Annotated in this window: 18 protein-coding genes; 12 read left to right on the top strand and 6 right to left on the bottom strand. The window is 38.9% G+C overall.

Annotation, left to right across the window (positions count from 1 at the left end; all coding sequences use genetic code 11):
• The first annotated feature begins 113 nt into the window (after nucleotides 1-113).
• Complete coding sequence (gene argF / locus MHB42_RS13760) at nucleotides 114-1,079, top strand: ornithine carbamoyltransferase (protein WP_340806864.1); 966 nt, start codon at nucleotides 114-116, stop codon at nucleotides 1,077-1,079.
• A 222-nt stretch (nucleotides 1,080-1,301) separates the two neighbouring features.
• Here argF and MHB42_RS13755 read toward each other — a convergent pair whose 3' ends face one another.
• Both MHB42_RS13755 and sspI read right to left on the bottom strand, forming a co-directional pair.
• The gene (locus MHB42_RS13755; RefSeq protein WP_340806862.1) at nucleotides 1,302-2,678 is read right to left on the bottom strand and encodes an FAD-binding oxidoreductase; all 1,377 of its coding nucleotides are present in this window, start codon (nucleotides 2,676-2,678) and stop codon (nucleotides 1,302-1,304) included.
• Between the two features lie 78 nt (nucleotides 2,679-2,756).
• The gene (sspI, locus tag MHB42_RS13750) at nucleotides 2,757-2,966 is read right to left on the bottom strand and encodes a small acid-soluble spore protein SspI (protein WP_340806861.1); all 210 of its coding nucleotides are present in this window, start codon (nucleotides 2,964-2,966) and stop codon (nucleotides 2,757-2,759) included.
• Nucleotides 2,967-3,204: 238 nt separating this feature from the next.
• Here sspI and MHB42_RS13745 point away from each other — a divergent pair, with 238 nt between their 5' ends.
• Nucleotides 3,205-3,732: an RNA polymerase sigma factor gene (locus MHB42_RS13745; protein ID WP_340806860.1), complete on the top strand. Its 528-nt coding sequence runs from the start codon at nucleotides 3,205-3,207 to the stop codon at nucleotides 3,730-3,732.
• A 193-nt stretch (nucleotides 3,733-3,925) separates the two neighbouring features.
• Entirely contained in the window at nucleotides 3,926-6,070 is a 2,145-nt protein-coding gene (locus MHB42_RS13740; protein ID WP_340806859.1) for a putative bifunctional diguanylate cyclase/phosphodiesterase, read from the top strand.
• A gap of 59 nt (nucleotides 6,071-6,129) precedes the next feature.
• Here MHB42_RS13740 and MHB42_RS13735 read toward each other — a convergent pair whose 3' ends face one another.
• Both MHB42_RS13735 and MHB42_RS13730 read right to left on the bottom strand, forming a co-directional pair.
• On the bottom strand, nucleotides 6,130-6,321 hold the full coding sequence (locus MHB42_RS13735; protein ID WP_340806858.1) for an H-type small acid-soluble spore protein: 192 nt from the start codon (nucleotides 6,319-6,321) through the stop codon (nucleotides 6,130-6,132).
• A gap of 58 nt (nucleotides 6,322-6,379) precedes the next feature.
• On the bottom strand, nucleotides 6,380-6,544 hold the full coding sequence (locus MHB42_RS13730; protein WP_340806857.1) for a YfhD family protein: 165 nt from the start codon (nucleotides 6,542-6,544) through the stop codon (nucleotides 6,380-6,382).
• 204 nt (nucleotides 6,545-6,748) lie between these two features.
• Here MHB42_RS13730 and MHB42_RS13725 point away from each other — a divergent pair, with 204 nt between their 5' ends.
• The 3 genes from MHB42_RS13725 (at nucleotide 6,749) to pheT (ending at nucleotide 11,362) form a co-directional block, all read left to right on the top strand.
• Nucleotides 6,749-7,513: a TrmH family RNA methyltransferase gene (locus MHB42_RS13725; protein ID WP_340806856.1), complete on the top strand. Its 765-nt coding sequence runs from the start codon at nucleotides 6,749-6,751 to the stop codon at nucleotides 7,511-7,513.
• 381 nt (nucleotides 7,514-7,894) lie between these two features.
• The gene (pheS, locus tag MHB42_RS13720) at nucleotides 7,895-8,932 is read left to right on the top strand and encodes a phenylalanine--tRNA ligase subunit alpha (RefSeq protein ID WP_340808601.1); all 1,038 of its coding nucleotides are present in this window, start codon (nucleotides 7,895-7,897) and stop codon (nucleotides 8,930-8,932) included.
• Nucleotides 8,933-8,944: 12 nt separating this feature from the next.
• A complete protein-coding gene (gene pheT / locus MHB42_RS13715) occupies nucleotides 8,945-11,362 on the top strand; it encodes a phenylalanine--tRNA ligase subunit beta (RefSeq protein ID WP_340806855.1) in 2,418 nt (805 codons plus the stop codon).
• 682 nt (nucleotides 11,363-12,044) lie between these two features.
• Here pheT and rnhC read toward each other — a convergent pair.
• Nucleotides 12,045-12,968, bottom strand: coding sequence for a ribonuclease HIII (rnhC, locus tag MHB42_RS13710; RefSeq protein ID WP_340806854.1), 924 nt, complete (start codon nucleotides 12,966-12,968; stop codon nucleotides 12,045-12,047).
• Nucleotides 12,969-13,102: 134 nt separating this feature from the next.
• Between rnhC and zapA the strand changes: the two genes are divergently transcribed.
• The 5 genes from zapA to MHB42_RS13685 are packed head-to-tail and all read left to right on the top strand — an operon-like array spanning nucleotide 13,103 to nucleotide 18,499.
• Nucleotides 13,103-13,363, top strand: coding sequence for a cell division protein ZapA (gene zapA, locus MHB42_RS13705; RefSeq protein ID WP_053996406.1), 261 nt, complete (start codon nucleotides 13,103-13,105; stop codon nucleotides 13,361-13,363).
• 5 nt (nucleotides 13,364-13,368) lie between these two features.
• Nucleotides 13,369-13,908 carry a CvpA family protein gene (locus MHB42_RS13700; RefSeq protein WP_340806853.1) on the top strand — a complete coding sequence of 180 codons (540 nt, stop codon included), beginning with the start codon at nucleotides 13,369-13,371 and terminating at the stop codon, nucleotides 13,906-13,908.
• 60 nt (nucleotides 13,909-13,968) lie between these two features.
• Nucleotides 13,969-15,678: a DNA polymerase/3'-5' exonuclease PolX gene (polX, locus tag MHB42_RS13695; protein WP_340806852.1), complete on the top strand. Its 1,710-nt coding sequence runs from the start codon at nucleotides 13,969-13,971 to the stop codon at nucleotides 15,676-15,678.
• A gap of 18 nt (nucleotides 15,679-15,696) precedes the next feature.
• Nucleotides 15,697-18,063, top strand: a complete 2,367-nt coding sequence (locus tag MHB42_RS13690) for an endonuclease MutS2 (RefSeq protein WP_340806850.1) — start codon at nucleotides 15,697-15,699, stop codon at nucleotides 18,061-18,063.
• A gap of 22 nt (nucleotides 18,064-18,085) precedes the next feature.
• The gene (locus tag MHB42_RS13685; RefSeq protein WP_340806849.1) at nucleotides 18,086-18,499 is read left to right on the top strand and encodes a DUF350 domain-containing protein; all 414 of its coding nucleotides are present in this window, start codon (nucleotides 18,086-18,088) and stop codon (nucleotides 18,497-18,499) included.
• 228 nt (nucleotides 18,500-18,727) lie between these two features.
• On the opposite strand, the gene MHB42_RS13680 is transcribed toward MHB42_RS13685, so the two are convergent.
• Nucleotides 18,728-20,182 (bottom strand): IS1182 family transposase, encoded by a 1,455-nt coding sequence (locus tag MHB42_RS13680; RefSeq protein WP_340805685.1) that lies wholly within the window; start codon nucleotides 20,180-20,182, stop codon nucleotides 18,728-18,730.
• Between the two features lie 671 nt (nucleotides 20,183-20,853).
• On the opposite strand from MHB42_RS13680, the gene MHB42_RS13675 reads away from it, so the two are divergent.
• Entirely contained in the window at nucleotides 20,854-22,548 is a 1,695-nt protein-coding gene (locus MHB42_RS13675; protein ID WP_340806848.1) for an AMP-binding protein, read from the top strand.
• Nucleotides 22,549-22,720 lie beyond the last annotated feature (172 nt).

Here is a 22,720-nt window from a genome sequence, read left to right as displayed (position 1 = left end):
GAATTTTTGTCACAATTTAAAATAAATAAAAAAATATTATAAAAATTCAGTTGATTTTATATTTATGCATGTTATACTAAGTTCAACAGCAACGAAAGCAAGGAGCGAAGGCGATGAAATTACTCGAAGAAGTACAGTTAAAGTTAGTAGCTAGTTTAAAGGGGAAAGACTTACTAACTTTGCTAGACTATACAAGTCAAGAGGTTCAGCAATTGGTTGAGCTAGCAACACAGCTAAAAACAATTACAAAAGAAGGAAAATGCCCAAAATTACTAGAGGGTAAAACATTGGGCATGATTTTTGAAAAACATTCCACTCGTACGCGTATTTCATTTGAAGTTGGTATGAATCAATTAGGTGGAAAAGGTATGTTTATGCATGCACGTGATTTACAAATTGGCCGTGGCGAGTCGATTTATGATACGGCACATGTTTTATCAGGCTATTTAGATGGTATTATGATTCGTGCAAATTCCCATGCGATGGTGAAGGAGCTTGCTGAGCATGCAGCTATTCCTGTTATTAATGGATTAACAGATATTTATCATCCATGTCAGGCACTAGCTGATTTAGAAACAATAGCCGAAAACAAAGGGGATTTACAAGGGCTTAAAATTGCCTATGTAGGCGATGGCAATAATGTAGCGCACTCATTAGTCGTTGCTGCTGCCCATGTCGGCATGCATGTAGCGGTAGCAACACCAGTTGGTTATGAATGTGACGCGGAAGTAATAGCAAAAGCACAGGCAATTGCTGCAGCAAATGGTAGTACAATTCTTGAAACCCATGATCCTGTGGAGGCAGTGCTAAATGCAGATGTTGTTTATGCAGATGTTTGGACATCAATGGGGCAAGAGGAGGAAACAGCAAAGCGTTTACAAGACTTTGCAGGCTATCAAATTAATGATGAGCTTGTAGCACATGCTAAATCAGATTATATGTTCCTTCATTGCTTACCAGCACATCGTGAAGAAGAAGTGGCAACATCAGTTATTGATGGTCCTAATTCTTATATTTTTGAGCAAGCTGAAAACCGACTGCATGCACAAAAGGCTGTACTTGCTTCGATTCTAGCTTAAAATACAATCTCGATAAAGTTTGCTTGGGCAACAGAGGGTGTCCCTGCAAATAGGCGATAGTGGTGCACAGACAGAGGGATGTAAACCACGCGCGATGTTTGTTGTCAAGATGGATGGCTACATCGCTACATATGTAAAGCAACCTGGGAGACGCTGGGTTGCTTTTTTCTTTTAGGTAAATACATCCCGCTAATTATTTAGGTAATCAGCGGGGGCTTTTGATTATGTGAAAATTTTACCGGGATTCATAATATTATAGGGGTCTAATGCTGCCTTTATACTTTTCATGACGACTAGTGCTGCTCCATGCTCAGTTGATTGATATTTCATTTTACCAATTCCCACGCCATGCTCTCCTGTACAGGTGCCGCCTCGTAGCAAAGCATATTGAACGATACGCTCATTAAAGTGGTCTGCTTTTGCTTGTTCTTCTCGGTCAAGTGGATTGAGCATTAATAGTGTATGAAAATTACCATCTCCCACATGCCCAACAATACCACCTGCAAGTCCAACATGATCGAGCTGTTCACGTGCATATAAAATAGTTTCTGCTAGCTTTGAAATAGGCACACAAACATCTGTTGACATTAGCTTTTTGCCTGGGTATGCGTGGATATAGGCATAGGCTAATGAATGACGTGCCTCCCATAGCTTATTGCGTGCCGCATTGTCGTGCTCAAATTCAACAGATAAGCAGTTAAAGTCCTCAAAAATTTCCTTTGTAAATGCAATATCTTCTTGCATCCCTGCTTCATTTCCGTGAAATTCTAAAAATAGTGTTGGCTTTTCAGTAAAGGCTGTTTCATTATACAGATTAACCTGCTTGATAGATGCCTCATCAACGAGTTCCACTCGACCTATTGAAATACCCGCTTGCAATAATGCAGTGACAGCGCTAACAGCATCAGCAACTGTGTCAAAAATAGCACGCCCTGCTGTCACAAATTCAGGTATGCCGTAAACTTTTAATGTTAATTCTGTAAAGCAGCCAAGTGTTCCTTCTGATCCAACAAATAAACCATTTAAATGATAGCCAGAAGAGGATTTTGCAGCCAAATTTCCTGTATGGATAACAGAGCCATCTGCTAGCACCACCTCTAAATCGCGCACTTGATCTCGCATTACACCGTAGCGTACCGCAGTTGTGCCACTTGCATTGGTTGCTGCCATGCCACCGAGTGTTGCATCAGCGCCTGGGTCTACTGTGAATTGCAGACCGTGCTTTTTTAATTCTTTGTTTAATTGTGAGCGTGTCACACCGGGCTGTACCTTTACAAGAAGGTCATCTGGCCGAATTTCCAAAATGGCATTCATATCAGAGAAATCAATGGAAATACCATGTGCAATAGGAATGACATTGCCCTCTAAACTTGAGCCAACACCAAAAGGTACGACAGGTACACGTTCCGCATGCGCAATTTTTAAAATCGCGCTAACATCTGCTGTGGAACGGGGAAAGACAACAACATCAGGTAAGCTTAGTGCATGATGAGATTCGTCTTTTCCATGTAACTGTCGTACGGTTTCATTTGTAGATATTTGTTCTTCTAATAAAACTTGTTTAAGTTGATTTACAATAAGTTCTACTGCAACTGCCATGCCAATCCCTCCAAATTTTCTGATAACTAAAACTTTATCATGCATTTATTGGAAAGGGAATGCATTAACATTAAAAAGTTAATTGGCAAAAGCCTTTTCTAATTTTTGAACGAATGCATCCTGTTCAGATGTACTTGATTGCTGCCACCATTTTTCAAAAAATACACCAAGCCCCGGCAATAAATGTTCCTCTCCACGGCTAATCGCATCCTCTACAATATCTTTAAATTCGTCTGCCGATTGACCATGTACATTCGCTGCAATTGCATTTCTTATTTGAAAATTCATTGATATTCGCCTCCTTACTAGTAATTTGTCCAACCATCACTAAAATATGTATGAAGCACCAAAGAAAATAGCTTATTTTTTTATAAATAAACTATTGTTATGCATAAATATTACAAAAAATTTATGAAAACTGCTGCTGCTAAAGGGACAAATGGCTATTCGCCTATCAGCACTGTTTCAGTCTAAGATAAAAGTACCTAGGAATATTGGACTGTGCACAGTTGATAGGAAGAGGAATATGACTATTCAAGGCAAGCAAAAGCTATCACCTACCCAACCATTCGATGAAATATTGGAGGCAGTGCAACCAATGATTACAGCTATTTTTTCACAGCTCCGTATCTACAAGGATTTTGATAATTATCGTCATATTGCCGCCATTGCAGTCTGGCAAGCATGGCAAAAAGCTGATCCATCCAAAGGACAATTTTCTGCTTATATTTATACAACAGTGAAAGGGGAGCTTTTAAAGGAATTAGCAAAGGAAAAGCGTTATACAGAGAAGATAACGACTGTTGATTATGAAACACTTAACTATATATATGATGCATTGGAGGAAGGAAATAATCAAAAAAATGTTATGATGGTAGAGAGTATACTGTCCCAGTTACAGCAGGTAGAAAGAAGCATCATACTCCTTTATTATATAAAAGGATATAGTCATCAGGAGATAGCAAAGGAACTAGGTTTATCTGTCGCCGCTGTGACCAAAAGGCGTGCAAGGATAATAAAAAAGCTACAAAAACAGTTTTTTATTATAGAATAACGAAATAAATTATCAAAAGTATGCTAATATTGAAATAACATGAATATTAGCATACTTTGTAAAAATGCATACAAGTTCCGATAAAAGTGTTATGATTTGTAAGAAGTTAAGGGTATAGACAACTTATTTTAATTCGATATAGATAGTTAAAATTTCCTAGTGAATTTTGAGCATACTGTATGGAGGGTTCGGATTGGAGAAATGGTTTAGTCAGCTAGAGAAAAAAGAGGTTTGGCATGTGGTATTGCCCTTATTGCTTGTAATACCATTACTAAGCTTTAGCAATCAAATTTATGGTGTTTTTCATGGTGATATTTATAAAAATTTAAAATTAGTGATCCAAGTGTTGATTATCGTGTTTACAATGGCGATTGCTATACAATCCTATTTAGTGTTTTCACACTTATTATCAAATCAAACTTTATACATAGGGAATTTATTTTTTATCATTGCTTTGTTGGAATTAGTTAGCTTAGTGTTTAGTCAACAGCATTTAGCTGCCTGGGATTTTATGGGTGAGCCATTACATATATTAGCGCGTTTATATGTGTCACTTGGATTTTTATTTATTATTTTATGCCCTAAAAAACAATTATCGCTAAAATATCGAGCATTGACGTATGGCAGCTCTTTTCTTTTTGTGATCGCAAGTATTTTTCTTGCCTATCTAGCTACACAATTACTACAAACGCAATGGCTGATTCGCATTGATAATATAGTTCATCTTTTTTCAGTAGTTTTTCAAATCATTACAATCATCATTGTTAGTAGGTATATATACAAAATACCAAAGCGTTCAATGTGGATAATTGGTGCTGCTGCTGCTCTTATTGTAAGTGATATCTTTTTTATGATTAGCCGTGATAACAATGCGATATGGGACTTCTCAGCACTGATTTATCAATTTTTAGCGTTCTACTTTTTCTTAATGGCGATTTATTATACATCTGTTGAAAAACCATTTCAGCAGCTATTAAAAATTAAGAAGGACCTTGAGCATTCCCAGCAGGAGCTGCGATTTCAGGCATGTCATGATGATATTACACTATTGCCTAATGAACATTTATTGCTCAAAACATTAAAGGACCATTTACATGAAAATAGTTTGCAAAAGGCGGTTATTGCAGTTGAAATTGATCGCTTTGCAGCCATTCGCTCTTCTATAGGCATCAGCAACTCCAATAAAATGATGAAGCTCGTAGCGGATCGTATTCAAGCAATTGTGCCCCCCAATTATTTTGCTACGAAATTGCGTGAGGAACAGTTTGTTATTTATGTAAATGATGTAAAGAGTATTGAGGAGCTATTACAATTTTGCTTAAATTTAAAAAGTGTAATGAAGGACCCTGTGCAAGTGCAGTTGTTTTCCTTAAATGGTAACTTAAATATAGGTATTGCCTTATACGAGGAAAAATGGACAGGTGAGGAGCTATTAATGCATGCACAGTTAGCTATGCAGGAGGCAAGGCAAATCCCTCAAAGATTGCTGTTTTATAAGCCTTATATGTCAAAAGGCATTGCAGATCGTATTCTTTTAGAGCAGGAGTTACATAAAGCATTAGAAAACCATGAATTTTATTTAGATTATCAGCCACAGGTTAATTTAAAAACAGGCACCATTGAATCGGTAGAGGCTTTAGTGCGCTGGCGTCATCCAACACGTGGCTTTGTATCACCAGAATTATTTATTCCTATCGCTGAGGAAAGTGGTTTGATTATTCCACTTGGTGAATGGATATTAGAAGCAGCCTGTATGCAAGCAAAAATTTGGGAGCAGCAAGGATTACCACCGCTTAAGGTGGCAGTAAATTTATCACTTGGTCAACTATTTCAGCAGGATTTAGTGGAAATGGTGGAAGCCATTTTAGTACGTACAAAATTAGAGCCGAAATTTTTACAGTTGGAAATTACAGAAAGTATGACGATGAACATTGACCAAATGACACAGCTACTTCATGAACTAAAGGCACTTGGTATTCAAATTGCTGTAGATGATTTTGGTACAGGTTACTCATCCTTATCTTATTTAAAGGAATTTCCAATTGACTGTTTAAAAATTGACCGTACATTTGTGAGAAATGTTCCACATAATCCAAATGATGAAGCACTTGTAGCGATGATTATTTCGATGGCAAAGCATTTACGTCTAAAAGTTGTGGCAGAGGGGATTGAGGATGTGGAGCAGCTTGCATTTCTTAGCGATGGCGGCTGTGATTATATTCAAGGGTATTTATTTAGCAAGCCCATCTCTCCCCAAGAGATTTCAGAAACGTTTACAGCGCTGCATCAACATGTAAAAGAAACATTACGACGACTAAAAGGTGATTATACAATTTAGGGTGTTCAATAAACAGAACCTGCTTTTTCTAGGGAAAATGAAGCAGGTTCTTTACTTATTTAGTGGACAAGGTATTCTTCTTTTAGCTCGGATATCGCCACTTCGGAGCGCTCCTCTAAAGAGCGGCGAAGATGAACAGTGGCTGTTTTTTCATCATTATGAAGTTGGTCGATCCATACAGAAACGCCATTATAGGTTACTTCATATTCTAATGATGAGGTGACAATTTCCTGTGCACGTTGAAAATCCAATTGTAACACCCCTTTATTCCGTATTAACAGGCTGTAAGACTTCGATTGAAGGCTCGCTTTATTTTTTCTTCTTATTTTGCTGTTGTGTAACGGAATGAATAAGTTCCATAAACTCTTGGGAAAATTCCTCAGCGACCTTATTTGGCGCGATTTTTTGATTTTTTGGCGTTTGTGGTAATGAGCCTTTATTATTGCTTTGACCTTGTTTATTATCTCTACCCATATCAGTTGCTCCTTTCTTGTTGATATATCTTAATATGGCTTTGAAATAAACTTTTTTTCATGGGAAAAATTATAAACAAGGTCATGACAAATAGCCTTATATTGAAATTGGCTTATTTGTTGTTTGCAATATCGCTATGAAATAGCTTATTTTCTAATGTATAATAATGATCAATATAGAGAAAAAAGGCGGTAAGAGGCAGCGATGAAGAGAATCGAATCTACGCAAAATGCGTTAGTGAAATACTGGAAGAAATTAGCGATGATGCGAAAGGAACGTGAACGATCAGGCGAATTTATTGTGGAAGGCTTTCATCTTGTTGAAGAGGCTTTAAAAAATAAAGAGCAAGTCATACAAATTATTGTGCGCGAAGGTATTGATTTACCAATGCTTTGGGCAATTGATAATGTTTCGATAGTGGAAGTATCAGCAGCTGTGGCGAAGGAATTTGCAGAAACGGAAACTTCTCAAGGTGTTTTTGCCGTGTGCAAGCAGCCTATTTTAGAGGAAGCCGTGATGACAACATGGCGTAAGGTATTGTTAATTGATGCTGTGCAAGACCCAGGGAATATCGGGACAATGATTCGTACAGCAGATGCAGCAGGGTTAGATGCCGTTATTTTAGGCAAAGGCTGTGCGGATATTTATAATCCTAAAACATTGCGCGCTGCACAAGGCTCACATTTCCATATTCCTGTTGTACGAGGCGATTTAGCAGAGTGGATAGATTTGCTGCAACATCAAGGAGTTCCTGTATTTGGCACAGCTTTAGATGAGGATGCTGTCATCTATAGCGATATTCAGCATACTGGAGCATTTGCCATTATAATGGGGAATGAAGGCAGTGGCATTCATCCGCAATTATTAGCATTAACAGATCAAAATATGATTATTCCACTTTTTGGTCAGGCTGAGTCGTTAAATGTTGCCGTAGCTACAGGTATTGTTTTATATGGCTTTGTGCAATAATGAACCAATTATTAGGCATTTGCTGCTTGCTTTGCTATCATTTATTATTGTATAATCTATTCTAAAATGTAAGCTAAATAATAAATGCGTTGACCAGGAAGTAGTAAAAAGTGTGAATGGACGACAGGGAGCGTAAGGCCATGGATTGAAAGCCAACGCCGTACCACTATACTTTTGAATTCAGCCTGTGAGCAGCTACCGGGACCAGCAGCAAGCTGTAAAGGTGTGCCGGCTTTTATAAAGTCGTTATATAAATGAAGTGATTGTAAGGCACAAACCTTACAGTAACTAGGGTGGTACCGCGAATATGTCCTCGTCCCTTTTTAGGGGCGATTTTTTTATGCCTAAAAATAGGCATGTATTTTCTAAGGAGGTTTTATGATGGAAGCACAGTTAAAACAATTAGAGCAAGAAGCACTTGCTAAAATTGAAGCAGCAGCAAATTTAAAAGAACTAAATGAAGTGCGTGTTGCTTATCTAGGGAAAAAGGGGCCTATTACAGATTTACTAAAGGGAATGGGGAAATTATCGGCTGAAGAACGCCCTAAAATGGGTGCATTAGTAAATACAGTTCGTGAAAATGTCACAGCGGTATTAGAAGCAAAGGCAGTTGTTTTGGAAGAAGCGGCTATTGCTGAAAAATTAGCGAGTGAGTCGATTGATGTCACTTTACCAGGTCGAGCAGTAAAGGTAGGGAATCGTCATCCTTTAACTCGTGTTATTGAGGAAATTGAAGATTTATTTATCGGAATGGGCTATGAAATTGCAGAAGGTCCTGAGGTAGAGAAAGACTACTATAACTTTGAAGCATTAAATTTACCAAAAGGACACCCAGCTCGCGATATGCAGGATTCGTTCTATATTTCCGAGGAAATACTACTGCGTACACATACGTCCCCTGTACAGGCTCGCACAATGGAGGCAAAAAAAGGCGAATCCATTCGCATTATTTGTCCAGGAAAGGTTTTCCGACGTGATAATGATGACGCAACACACTCTCACCAATTTATGCAAATTGAAGGATTAGTTATTGGTGAAAATATTCGCATGAGTGATTTAAAAGGAACATTGGATACTTTAGCGAAAAAAATGTTTGGAGCAGACCGTGAAATTCGACTACGTCCGAGCTTCTTCCCGTTCACAGAGCCATCTGTTGAAATGGATATTTCTTGTTTTAAATGTGGCGGAGCAGGCTGTAATGTATGTAAAGGCACAGGCTGGATTGAGATTTTAGGTGCGGGTATGGTTCATCCAAATGTGTTAGAAATGGCTGGCTATGATCCAAAGAAAGTGTCTGGCTTTGCATTTGGTATTGGCGCAGAACGTATTGCGATGTTGAAATACGGTGTTGACGATATTCGTCATTTCTATACAAGCGATAGTCGTTTCTTAGCACAATTTGAGCGAACAGAGGCGTAAGGAGGATAAAACATGTTAGTATCATTAGATTGGTTAAAAGATTATGTATATACACAGGACTTAGCACCTGAGGTATTAGCTGAAAAAATTACACGCTCTGGTATCGAAGTAGATGCTGTGATAGATCGTGCAAATGGGATGGATAAGGTTGTTGTTGGCTATGTTGTGTCCAAAGAGAAGCATCCAGAAGCTGATAAATTAAATATTTGTCAAGTTGATGTTGGAGAAGCTGAGCTACAACAAATTATTTGCGGTGCGCCAAATGTAGATGCAGGACAAAAAGTAATTGTTGCTCGTCCTGGTGCACATTTACCAGGTGGCATTAAAATTAAAAAGGCAAAGCTTCGTGGGCAGGAATCCAATGGTATGATTTGTTCCTTACAGGAGCTTGGAATTGAGGGCAAGCTTGTTCCGAAGGCATATGCAGAAGGAATTTACGTACTACCAGCAGATGCAGAGGTAGGAACGGATGCACTGACGATTTTAGGTCTACATGATACAGTGCTAGAGCTAGGCTTAACACCAAATCGTTCAGACGCTCTTTCCATGCTAGGTGTTGCTTATGAGGTAGGTGCAATTCTTGCTGAGAAAGTGCAATATCCAGAGATTACCTATCATACTGCCAATGAAAAAGCAGAGGATTTATTAAAGCTTCGTGTGGACGATTTACAGGCAAATCCAATGTATGTTGCTAAAGTTATCAAAAACGTTAAAATTGGTGAATCTCCAATGTGGCTTCAAAATCGTTTAATGGCAGCAGGTGTACGTCCACACAATAATGTTGTCGATGTCACAAACTATGTATTAATGGAATATGGTCAACCGCTTCATGCTTTTGACTATGATAGTCTAGCAACAGGTGAAATTGTTGTGCGTAAAGCAACAGAAGGTGAAAAAATTACAACATTGGATGATCAAGAACGCACATTAAAAGCTTCTGATTTAGTTATTACAAATGGTAAAGAGCCAGTAGCTATTGCTGGTGTCATGGGTGGCGCTAATTCAGAGGTAACAGATGCAACAACAACGGTTGTTATTGAGTCTGCTTATTTTGATGGCTTAACAGTTCGTCAAACATCTCGTCATCTTGGCTTGCGCTCAGATGCATCTGCTCGTTTTGAAAAAGGAGTAGACCCAAATCGTGTACTACCTGCTGCTGAACGTGCTGCAGCATTACTTGCTGAATTAGCAGGTGGAGAAGTGTTAGAAGGTACATGTGTAGTAGATGAATTAGATAAATCACCAGCGCGTGTTGTTGTTTCACCAGATTTTATTAATGAACGACTAGGGATGAAAATTGCATTAGAGGATATGCTATCGATTTTAGAGCGTTTAAAATTTGGTGTTGAAGCAGCAAATGGTCTATTAATTATTGATGCACCAACGCGTCGTCAAGATATTAAAATCGAAGAGGATATTGTAGAGGAAATTGCACGTCTTTACGGCTATGATGAAATTCCAACTACATTGCCAGAGGGTGCTACACAAGTAGGTAGTTTAACACCTTATCAGGCAAATCGTCGCGTAGTGCGTAATGTTATGGAGGGAGCAGGGCTTTATCAGGCTGTGACCTATTCATTAACATCTGAGGCATTGTCACAACGCTTTGCATTAAAAGCAGAGCCAGTAACACGCCTATTAATGCCAATGAGCGAAGAACGTTCTACATTGCGTCAAAGCTTAATTCCGCATTTAATTGAAGCAGCTGCTTATAATGTAGCACGTCAAGCTGATAGTGTTGCCCTATACGAAATTGGCTCGGTATTCCTTGGTCAATCAGGCGAAGGTCAGCCATATGAGGAAGAGCATGTAGCAGCTGTGTTATCAGGAAAATGGCTGGACCACGCTTGGCAAGGTGAGAAAAAGGCAGTAGATTTCTTTGTATTAAAGGGCATTGTAGAAGGTGTGATTGGTAAGCTAGGCTTAGCGAATCGTATAACATTTGAAAAAGCACAAGTAGATGGCTTACATCCAGGACGCACTGCTAGCATTTTATTGGATGGTGAGCAAGTCGGTATTATTGGTGGATTACACCCAGCAGAGCAAAAAGCATGGGGTGTGAAAGATACGTATGTGATGGAAATAAATTTAGTAGCACTATTTACTGCAACAACGCAAATAGAGCCATTAGCATACACACCAGTGCCACGCTTCCCAGCGATGTCGCGCGATATTGCACTTATTATGGATCGTACAACAGCAGCAGGTGAAGTCATTCGTGTGATTCGTGCAGCGGGCGTGAAGCTATTAAAGGATATTCGTGTATTCGATGTTTATGAAGGGGAGAAAATGGAGGCAGGTAAAAAGTCTGTTGCCTTCTCACTCACATATTTCGACCCAGAACGCACTTTAACAGATGAAGAGGTAGTAGCGGCACATAACAAAGTATTAAAAGCTATTGCTACAATTGAAGGTACTGAAGTACGCTAAATTTTATGGAAAAAGGCTGTCTTACGGGGCAGTCTTTTTTATGAGGGAAGGTTTGCTCAAAAAAGTGGCTGAACCGCTCAAAAGTCCAGATAAATTTGGTGTAGCATCGTGGCTCAAAAAATAGTTTCATAAATTCCGTTTAATAATGCCCGAATTGATTATGAGAATGATTTCTTTCCTGTATCAACAGCGGGAGAGCTAAGGAGCTTTTTACAGCAATGTCCTCGAAAAGAAAAATGTATTGATGCTTATGCCATTAGCAGATTCCTTATACAGCACCATCAGCCCTATGAAATATACCCATTTTGCCGTTATTCTAGTATAGAAATAGAGGCTATTCAAACTGGAGTGTTTTGTCCAAAATGTCAATGTGGACAGCTGCAATGGCTAGAGAGAAAGTGGATTTGTACTGGTTGTCTGTATTCAGATCAAAAGGCGTATTTAGTAGCTTTGCAAGATTATGGAATGCTAATCAATAAAAATATTACGCATAAACAAGCCCAGCACTTTTTACAATTGAACAATTGTAACGGCTACTAACAACAAGCACGTATCATAAAGTCAGAGCAACCAAATAAAGGAAGTATCAAATTTTATTGTAAGTGCTCAATTCAGCAGAAAAACCGCTCAAAAATGGACTAGAGCGCTCCATTCCAAAGAACAAGCGCTCAAAACCAGTCTGCTATTTAAATTTTCGTGCCTTTTCTGTATTGGCAAAATGCCATTTTGTCATCGAGCGTAGAAATTCCTCGCCTTGCTTTCGCCAAATTCGTGCTGCTTGCTGATCTACTTTGCTAGATGCCCCTTTCATTAAACCAAAACCTGCCATTTCACTTAAACGATCCATCTCCTTTAAAAATGCGGCACGCGCTAAAATGGATGCTGTCGCCACAGCTACATGTAATTGCTCAGCTTTAGTAGAAAAGAGGACATTTTCCTGCACAAGCTCTCGTTCATTTTTTAAATAGTTATAATAGACACCGCGCTCTGCAAACTGGTCAATTAAAATAAATTCAGGCTTTTCAGGAGCCATTTTTGTCAATGTATTAAGCAGCGCTTTATTGTGCATCATTGCCTTTATTTTTCCCTGTGAGTAGCCCTTTGCCTGTAAGCTATTATATTTATCGTTGCGTAGGACAAGTACACTATGAGTGCAGGCTGCACGTAAATCAGGGGCAATTTTTCGCATATAATCATCCGTTAGCATTTTTGAATCTTTCACACCAAGCTCATTGATTAATTCAATTTTAGATGAAGGTATATAGACTGCCGCAACTGTCACAGGGCCAAAATAATCGCCTGTGCCTGTTTCATCCGAGCCTAGTACAGACATTGTTGCAAAATTTTCTGGCAGTGCATCACCCTTTGCCCCAATAGAAGCTTTTTGTGTAGTTGATTGTTCAACAGTACCCCACCGTCCCGCTTCTCGCTCAGCACCTCCTCCTTGAAACATTACTTTTCCTGATTTATACATTGTGATAGCCGTATCTGGTAGCTTTGCAGCAAAGATTACACCCGGTGCTTTACGTTCGATAAAATAGCTTGCATAGTAAGCCATCACCTCTTTTTGTAGATTTGTTGAAATGGAAAGCACAATATTTGACATTTAATCGTTCCTTTCTGTCCTCGTTGTTCACAATTTTATACCTTTCATGGTATGATAATAAATAGCTTTTTTGTGTGATGGTGCTCATAAGTAAAAAAATCGTGAGTGCATCGAATTTATAGGAGGGTGCGACTATGGAAAATCAAGAAAAGAATAAAATTTCTGTGGAAATTTATGGTCATACATATAAAATGGTCGGCTCAGAATCCATTGGTCATATGCGACTTGTCGCTTCGATTGTTGATGACCGTATGCGCGAGATGAATTTACACAATCCCTCACTTGATAGCACAAAACTTGCTGTTCTAACAGCCGTAAATACCGTACACGATTATTTACTATTAAAAGAACGAATGGAGCAACTAGAAGAAGAATTGAAAAAATTAAAGGGTTGAAGAGAATGTTAGATTTAATCATATTAGTGGTGCTTTTAGCTGGTATTGGCGTCGGTGCAAAGCGCGGCTTTATTGTACAAATGATGCATATTGTCAGCTTTATAGTGGCACTAATTGTTGCGTATATTTATTATAAGCCATTAGCACAAAAATTTGTATTTTGGGTTCCTTATCCGGGTATTACGGAATCAGGTAATCTTGGTGTGGCCATTGATAGTTTAGATATAGACCGCACATTCTATCGTGTGATTGCTTTTGCGGTTATTTTCTTTGCGGTCAAAATCACGTTGCAAATTGTAGCATCTATTTTTGATTTTATTGCGTATTTACCTGTGCTGGAAACATTGAATCGTTGGCTTGGTGCATTGCTTGGTATTATTGAAAACTATTTAATTATTTTTATTTTGCTATATGTGTGTGCTTTATTGCCAGTTGAACTCATTCAAAATTTAATGTCGAAGTCATTGTTAAGTGGTCTTATTTTGGAACATACACCAGTTGTTACAAAAATGTTCCAAAATTGGTGGTATATTTATATGCAATAGTCAAACTATGCACTTCTCTCTGTTTTGAGGGAAGTGTTTTTACGATAGGAGGACCTACCGATGAATAAAAAAACCATTATTCGCACACTTGAAAAAATTGCTTTATATATGGAATTACAAGGAGAAAATCCATTCAAAGTATCTGCCTTTCGCAAAGCGGCTGCAGCGCTTGAAGGAGATGAGCGTTCATTAAGTGAAATGGACGATGTGACAAAGCTAAAAGGCATTGGCAAGGGAACAGCGGCTGTTATTGAGGATTTGCTGGCAACTGGTGAATCCAGCTTGCTAAAAGAGCTTGAAGAAATTGTACCAAAAGGGTTATTGCCGCTATTAAAATTGCCTGGCTTAGGCGGAAAAAAGATTGCTAAGCTACATCAAGAGCTCGGGATTGACTCTGCTGAAAGCTTAAAAGAAGCTTGTGAAGCGCATAAAGTTCGTGAGTTAGCGGGCTTTGCTGCTAAAACAGAGGAGAAAATTTTAAAGGAGCTAGCTAATTTAGCGAATCGCTCTGAACGTTTACCAATTTGGCAGCTAGAGCCTGTAGTTTTACAAATAGAAGCACTTCTAGGTAGTATGAAGGAAGTGGAGCGCTTCTCTGTGGCAGGAAGCTTTCGTAGGGCAGCTGAAACAAGTAAGGATATTGATTTTATCGTAGTAACAGAAGCGGCTGAGGCAATACGTGAAAAGCTGCTTCACACATTAGCTATTCAAGAAGTTGTGGCAGCGGGAGATACAAAGATTTCAGTAATTTTAGATTTAGAGGAGCCTGTTAGCGTTGACTTTCGTTTAGTGAAGGATCATGAATATGCAACAGCCTTGCATCATTTTACAGGTTCAAAGGAGCATAATGTGCGTATGCGCCAATTGGCAAAAGCACGCGGCGAAAAAATTAGTGAGTATGGTGTAGAGAAAGCTGATGGGACTGTTCAAACGTTTCAGGATGAAGCAGCGTTTTTTGCACACTTTGACTTACCTTGGATTCCGCCAAGCTTACGTACAGGCACAACAGAATTTGACAGAACGGATGCCATTCAACAGTTAGTGCGCTTGGAGGATATCAAGGCAGATTTGCATATGCATACAACATGGTCAGATGGTGCTTATTCTGTGGCAGAAATGGGCGAAGCATTGCTGGCGCGTGGCTATCAATATAGTGTGATTACAGATCACTCTCAGTTTTTAAAGGTAGCAAACGGTTTAACGCCAGAGCGTTTAAGAAAACAAGGGGAGGAAATCGAAGCATTTAATGCAACACATCCTGATTTTCGCTTATTTAAAGGCACAGAGATGGATATTTTGCCAGATGGCTCTCTTGATTTTTCCGATGATGTATTACAGCAATTGGATTTTGTTATTGCCTCTATTCATTCTAGCTTTACACAATCGCAGGATAAAATTATGGCACGTTTATTAACAGCGATGCAAAATCCGTATGTGCATATGATTGCCCATCCAACGGGACGCATTATTGCAGATCGTGATGGCTATAATCCTGATATGCCACAGTTAATTGCTTGGGCAAAGGAATATGGTAAAATTTTAGAGTTAAATGCAAATCCATATCGTCTTGATTTATGTGTAGAGCATTTAGAAATGGCTCTGGCAGCAGGTGTACCTGTAGCGATTAATACGGATGCCCATGATATTGCTCATTTACGCTTTATGGATATTGGTGTTCGCTATGCCAATCGAGCATGGCTGCCAAAAGATATGATTGTGAATACATGGACACGTGAGCAGTTTGAAGCGTTTATACGACGAAATAAATAGGTTGAGGAGGTGTTCTCAGTGATTGCAGAACGCGCATTGAAAACACTGGAATATGATAAAGTACGACAGCAAGTGGCGACATACTGTACTTCCTCTATTGGTAAATCAGCCATTGAGGAGCTTGTGCCACAAACTGATTTTAATAAAGTAGTACAATTACTAGAAGAAATGGATGAAGGTTTATCCATTTTACGAGTCAAAGGCAATGTACCAATGGGAGGAATTTTTGATGTGCGTCCCTCTGCAAGACGTGCACAAATTGGAGGCATGCTCGCTGCAATCGAATTGATGGAAATTTCCAGTACGATTCGAGCAAGTAGAATTCTTCGTAATTTCATTGAAGATTTAGAGGCAGATGAAACCATTGCTATTCCACATTTTATAGCAAAAAAGGAAGCAATGCCCGTTTTAACAGGATTGCAGCATGAAATTAATAATTGTATTGATGATAATGGCGCTGTCGTGGATTCAGCAAGTCAAACATTACGTTCTATTCGTCAATCGCTACGTGCTGAGGAAGGGAAGGTACGCTCTAAATTAGAAAGTTTAATTCGTGGAAGCAATGCAGCAAAAATGCTTTCTGATACACTTGTGACAATTCGTAATGATCGCTTTGTTATTCCCGTAAAGCAGGAATATCGTCACCACTATGGTGGGATTGTCCATGACCAATCTTCCTCAGGTCAAACATTATTTATTGAGCCAGATTCAGTTGTACAAGCCAATAATGAAATTCATCGCTTAAAAATGAAAGAGCAGGCAGAGATTGAACGTATTTTACTAGCGCTAAGTGCGATGGTGCAGGAGGTTGCGCCAGATTTATTTAACTTAGTAAAAGTTTTAGGTGATATTGATGTTATTTTAGCAAAGGGTAAATATGGACAAGCAAATAAATGCACAATGCCTAAAATGAATGAGGATGGCTATATTCGACTTGTGCGTGCACGTCATCCACTGTTGCCAATAGATACTGCTGTACCCAATGATATTGAATTTGGCAAAGATATTACCGCAATTGTTATTACAGGGCCAAATACAGGTGGTAAAACGGTCACATTAAAAACAGTTGGCTTATGTACGCTAATGGCGCAAGCTGGGTTACCAGTGCCAGCATTAGATGGCTCAGAATTAGCTGTTTTTAAGCAGCTATTTGCAGATATTGGTGATGAGCAATCCATTGAGCAATCTCTGTCAACCTTCTCATCTCATATGGTCAATATTGTAGACATTTTACAAAAATTTGATCATGAGTCACTTGTGCTGTTTGATGAGTTAGGCGCAGGAACTGATCCACAGGAAGGGGCAGCCTTAGCTATTTCAATTTTAGATGAAGTACATGGACGTGGTGCACGTGTGATGGCAACAACCCATTATCCTGAACTAAAGGCATATGGCTATAATCGACAAGGGGTTGCCAATGCAAGTGTGGAGTTTGATATCGAAACATTAAGCCCAACCTATCGTTTATTGATCGGTGTGCCCGGGCGTTCCAATGCATTTGAAATTTCAAGTCGCCTTGGCTTACCAGAGTCCATTATTGATCGTGCAAAGAGCTTTACAGGAACAGATCGTCATGAGGTTGAATCGATGATTGCCTCATTGGAAGAAACACGTCGCCAATCCGAAGATGATGCTGAGCGTTCACATGCATTGCTGTTGGAGTCAGAGTCTTTACGGAAAGAGCTGCAAGAAAAATTGCAAGCCTATGAGGAACGTAAAGAAGCACTTGATAAAAAAGCGAAGGACAAAGCGCGTAAAATTGTGGATGAGGCAAAAAGAGAAGCAGAGGCAATCATTGCTGAGCTTCGTGAAATGCGTAAAAATGCCGATCAAGTTGTGAAGGAGCATGAGCTGATTGAGGCACGTAAACGTTTGGAAGAAGCAACACCACTTGACAATAATAAAGTGCTGAAAAAAGCAGCTCAAGTAAAAGCACGTGCACAAAACCTAGTTGTCGGTGATGAGGTAAAGGTGTTAAGCTATGGTCAGCGAGGAACCTTGCTAGAGAAAGTATCGGACTCAGAATGGACTGTCCAAATGGGCATTTTAAAAATGAAAATTTCTGATAGTGATTTGGAGTATATTAAGCCTGAAAAAGAGCCTGTGGTGCGAACAGCGGGTGTGAAAAATCGCAATAGCCATGTAAAATTAGAATTGGATTTGCGCGGAGAGCGTTATGAAGATGCTATTTTAAGAACAGAAAAATATATTGATGATGCATTATTGGCAAACTATGGTCGGGTATCAATTATCCATGGTGTTGGTACAGGAGCTTTACGCCAAGGCATTCAAAGCTATTTGAAAAAGCATAGGCGTGTAAAATCCTTCCGTTTTGGTGAAGCAGGTGAGGGGGGCTTAGGTGTCACAGTTGTGGAATTGAAATAAGTGATAAAGGGGACGGAGAAAAATGCTGAATTCTGGCTTTTGGCGATATCCAATTATCGAAACGGCAGGATATTTTAGTGTTGTTGTGTTGTGCTTAGTCGTCTCAATGGCATTGTTCGAAGTCGTTACGAAATATAAAAATTGGGAAGAAATTAAAAATGGTAATATTGCTGTAGCACTTGCAACAGGTGGAAAAATTCTTGGTATTTGTAATATTTTTCGCTTTTCCATTGCACGTCACAATACATTAAGTGAAATGATTGGCTGGGGCCTTTTTGGCTTTACGCTACTAATTATTGCCTATTTCTTGTTTGAATTTATGACACCTCGTTTTAATGTAGATCAAGAAATAGCAAATGACAATCGTTCAGTTGGTTTTATTTCCTTCACCATTTCAGTCGGTCTATCGTTTGTAATTGGGGCAAGTATTGCATAGGAGTGTCATGACATGGAAAAATTAGCAAAGGTATTAATCATTGTTTGTATTGCATTTTTGGCAGTCGGTATCTACTATATGATGACAATTTAAGCTAAAAAAACGCATCCTGAATAAAGGAGGGCACTGAAAAACTTACATTTTTTACGATGAATTAGTTTTTCAAACAAAAATAAGGCACTTTCCATTCGTTTTTGAATGGAAGGTGCCTTATTTCTTTCTTTTTTCCTACTCTTTTTCACTCAGTAGTTTGAGTATCCGTTTCAGATTGACCGCAAAGATCGTCGTGGCTCCTTGAATTTCCATGCCAAATAAACCCGCCGATTTTGCTGTTTTAAAGCCGTGTGGGTTCTTTAATTCACTATTTTTCGCTTCGATTTTATAGCGTTTGCTGGCAAGTGCTTTGAATTCGGCTGTTTCCTGGAATGCTGCTTGTTCTTGATGTGTATCGGATTGAATCGTTACACTATACGTTTTACTTTTCGCCCCTTCCTTATAACAGCCCTCTCGCATCGGGCAAACTTTACATTTTTCAATATCAAAATGAAACGTTAAACTTTGATTCAGGGTTTTCCTGCCCGTACGTCTTTTGTGAGTTGCCATGTGCCCCGCTGGACAAACAAACATACCCGCATCCTTGTTATAATCAAATTCAATTTTCCGTTGTCCGCTGCCATTTGTGATTACTGGATTTAACTTTGAAATTAACTGAAACTGCTCCGATTTTGCATACACTAAATTCTCTTTCCAGGAATAGGCGGCATCACCAATCACCGTGTCAATTTCCATGCCGGCAGTTCTACTTTTCTCTACCAACTCTTGTAAATAGTGCCCATCACTTTTTTCACCCGTCGTCACAACCGCTGCTGTAATAATACGTTCATCACTCATCGCAATATGCGTTTTAAAACCAAAGAAAGAAGAATCTGCTGACTTATGGCCAACACGTGCATCCGGATCATTTGAATAGCTTAAATGATTCTCATAATCATCTATCACTTCTTTTAAAACATTTAATTTTTCTTTCACAGCCGGGATTTGTGCAACCTTTGATTGTGTTTCGACTGCTTCAACTACTTGACGACAGTAATCTAATTCTTCTGTGACTTCATTTGACGCAGGCTTCTCAGGGAATTTTCCGACCATGTTTTCGTCTAGTTGATACACGGCTTTACGTACATTTTTGGATTTTTCCTGTAAAAATTCTTTGGGCGTTTTCTGGTTATATCGCGCTTTTGTATGGGTAGCGTCGACAATCACCATTTTACTAAGGAGTAGTCCTTTCTCTAAAGCAATTTCAACAGTTTTCTGAATCAGTAAATCTAATAAATTCATATCTTGAAGACGGAGTCGACGGAATTTTGTCAGGGAACTGGGGTCGATCACTTCCTCTTCTGGTGCCATATCTAAAAAATATTTAAAGGACATATCGAATTTTGAACGTTCGATAAGGTCGGCATCCGACAGGTCATGAATCGCTTTTAACAGTAAATATTTAAACATGCGAATCGGTGGAATCGCGTTACGGCCATTAACTAAACAGTATTTCGATTTTAGTTCGTCTAGAATAAATGAGAAATCCACAAGTTCATTGATTTGGCGAAGCATATTGTCCTTTGGAATAATTAAATCGTACAACGCCATGTACGGGCTTAAATTGAATGTTTCCTGTTTAGAAATCATGGTCGCACCACCTTTTATTAGTCCTTTAATTATACAGGAAATTTGTGAGATTATACGAGAGGAAAACCCTTCTAGTGATGAAAGTGGTCCCAGTTGATTGGAATGGAGGCGGCGACTTCTGCGGGAACAGCACGAGCGGAAGCACCCGGACTGAGCAAAGCGAGGGAGAAGGCTGGAGCCGTGCCCGCGAAACGCGTCCGCCGCAATGGAAATCAACGGCATCGAAGAAAAAGAGAGTACAGGAACGAATATTCGTTCCTGTACTCTCTCACTTGTGCCTGAGGGACTTTTTCAGTGCCCTCTGAATAAAGGGATGCGTTTTTTTATGAGTTTAGCAAAGCTTGGAACGGAAATCCGTTATCATTGCTCATACAAATTTCATAAGAAAATGTTTTTTTATGTCCAAAAATACAATATAGTCAGCATAAAATTTATTTTTTGAATATAGGAATAACATAGAGATGATTAGCTTTTACAAATGAATAATGATTCAGTATTCATCGAGGATAGTTACTCAAACAGCCATAAATAACAGTTCTAATAATGTTGTAAAATGCATAATAATTAATCGAAAATGCGTTTATTTTCTATTTTGTGTTTGAAACTATAGTTCTTTTTCATTATAATAGAAAAGAGAATTGACAAAGTTTGGGACAAAGGGGAGAGGACATATGACAGCAAAACCATGGCTAGTAAATTATCCTGAAGAAGTACCATCGTCTTTAACGTTTGAGGAAATTCCAGTGCAAGAGTTGTTGACACGTGCCTATCAAAAGAACCCATCAAAAGTAGCGGTTCATTTTATGGGGAGGGAGCTAACGTATACAGAGCTCTATGAATCTGCTTTAAGGTTCGCAAATTATTTACAGACATTAGGGGTAGAAAAAGGAGAGCGTGTGGCGATTATGTTGCCTAACTCACCGCAAAGTGTAATCGCTTACTATGGAGCTATGTATGCGGGTGCTACAGTTGTGCAAACAAATCCGCTGTATACAGAACGTGAGCTACAATATCAAATGGCTGATTCAGGGGCAAAGGTTATTCTTGTGATGGATATTTTATATCCACGAGTAATGAAAATTATAAAAGAAACAGCACTTGAAAATGTTATTGTCACAGCGATTAAAGATTATTTACCATTCCCGAAAAATTTGGTGTATCCATTTATTCAAAAAAAGCAATATGGCTTTAGTGTAAAAGTGGAGCATAGTGGGCAAAGTCATTTATTTACAGAAATTATGCGCTCTTCTCCAATAAAGATAATTGATCAAACAGACTTCGATTTTGAGGAGGACGTAGCATTACTACAATATACAGGCGGCACAACAGGCTTCCCAAAAGGAGTTATGCTCACACATAAAAATTTAATTGCCAATGTAACGATGTGCGATGCATGGATGTATAAATGTGTCCACGGCGAGGAAACAATTATGGGCATACTGCCATTCTTCCATGTTTATGGAATGACAACAGTAATGATACTATCTGTTTTTACACAAAGTAAAATGGTGCTTTTACCGAAATTTGATGCAGAAACAACATTAAAAACGATTGATAAACAAAAGCCAACGCTTTTCCCTGGTGCGCCAACATTATATATTGGGCTCTTAAACCACCCGGATATTGCAAATTATGATTTATCATCGATTAAGGCATGCTTAAGTGGCTCCGCTTCACTGCCAATTGAGGTTCAAGAGAAATTTGAAGCCATTACAGGCGGGAAGCTAGTAGAAGGCTATGGTTTAACAGAAACATCGCCTGTAACGCATGCTACACCAATTTGGGGCAAGCGAGTGATTGGCTCGATTGGCTTACCTTGGCCAAATACAGATGCTGTTATTTTACGCACAGGAGATACAGAGGAGCTGCCAGTGGGAGAAGTTGGTGAAATCGCTGTTAAAGGACCACAAGTGATGAAGGGCTATTGGAACCGACCAGAGGATACTGCTGCTGCATTTGCGGATGGCTGGTTTTTAACAGGTGACCTTGGCTATATGGATGAGCAAGGCTTTTTCTATGTAGTTGATCGTAAAAAAGACTTGATTATCGCTGGCGGCTATAATATTTATCCACGTGAAGTCGAGGAAGTATTATATGAGCGAGAAGAAATTCAAGAATGTGTTGTTGCAGGTATACCTGATCCGTATCGCGGAGAAACTGTGAAAGCATATATTGTTGTAAAAGAAGGATATTCGATTACTGAAGAAGAATTAAATAAATATTGCCGTCAACATCTAGCGTCATTTAAAGTTCCGCGTTATTATGAATTTAGAGAAGAACTGCCAAAAACAGCGGTAGGGAAAATTTTACGTCGTACGTTAGTGGAAGAGGAAAAAACAAAATTAGCGAATAAAGAAGCAAAATAAATACGTGATAAAGTATTGACAAGCAATGCTGTAAATTATAATATGAAAATATGAATGAATGACCATTCATATTTTCGTATTTTTTTAGGTTTACACGTCACATGCAAGTTGTTATTTACTATTTAAGGTAAGCTTGTATGAGGATGTGCGCATGTTTTTTAGGTGGTGATAT

The organism is Lysinibacillus sp. FSL K6-0232, assembly GCF_038008325.1.
Lineage (GTDB): Bacteria > Bacillota > Bacilli > Bacillales_A > Planococcaceae > Lysinibacillus.
This window is presented reverse-complemented; position numbering and strand designations above follow the sequence as displayed.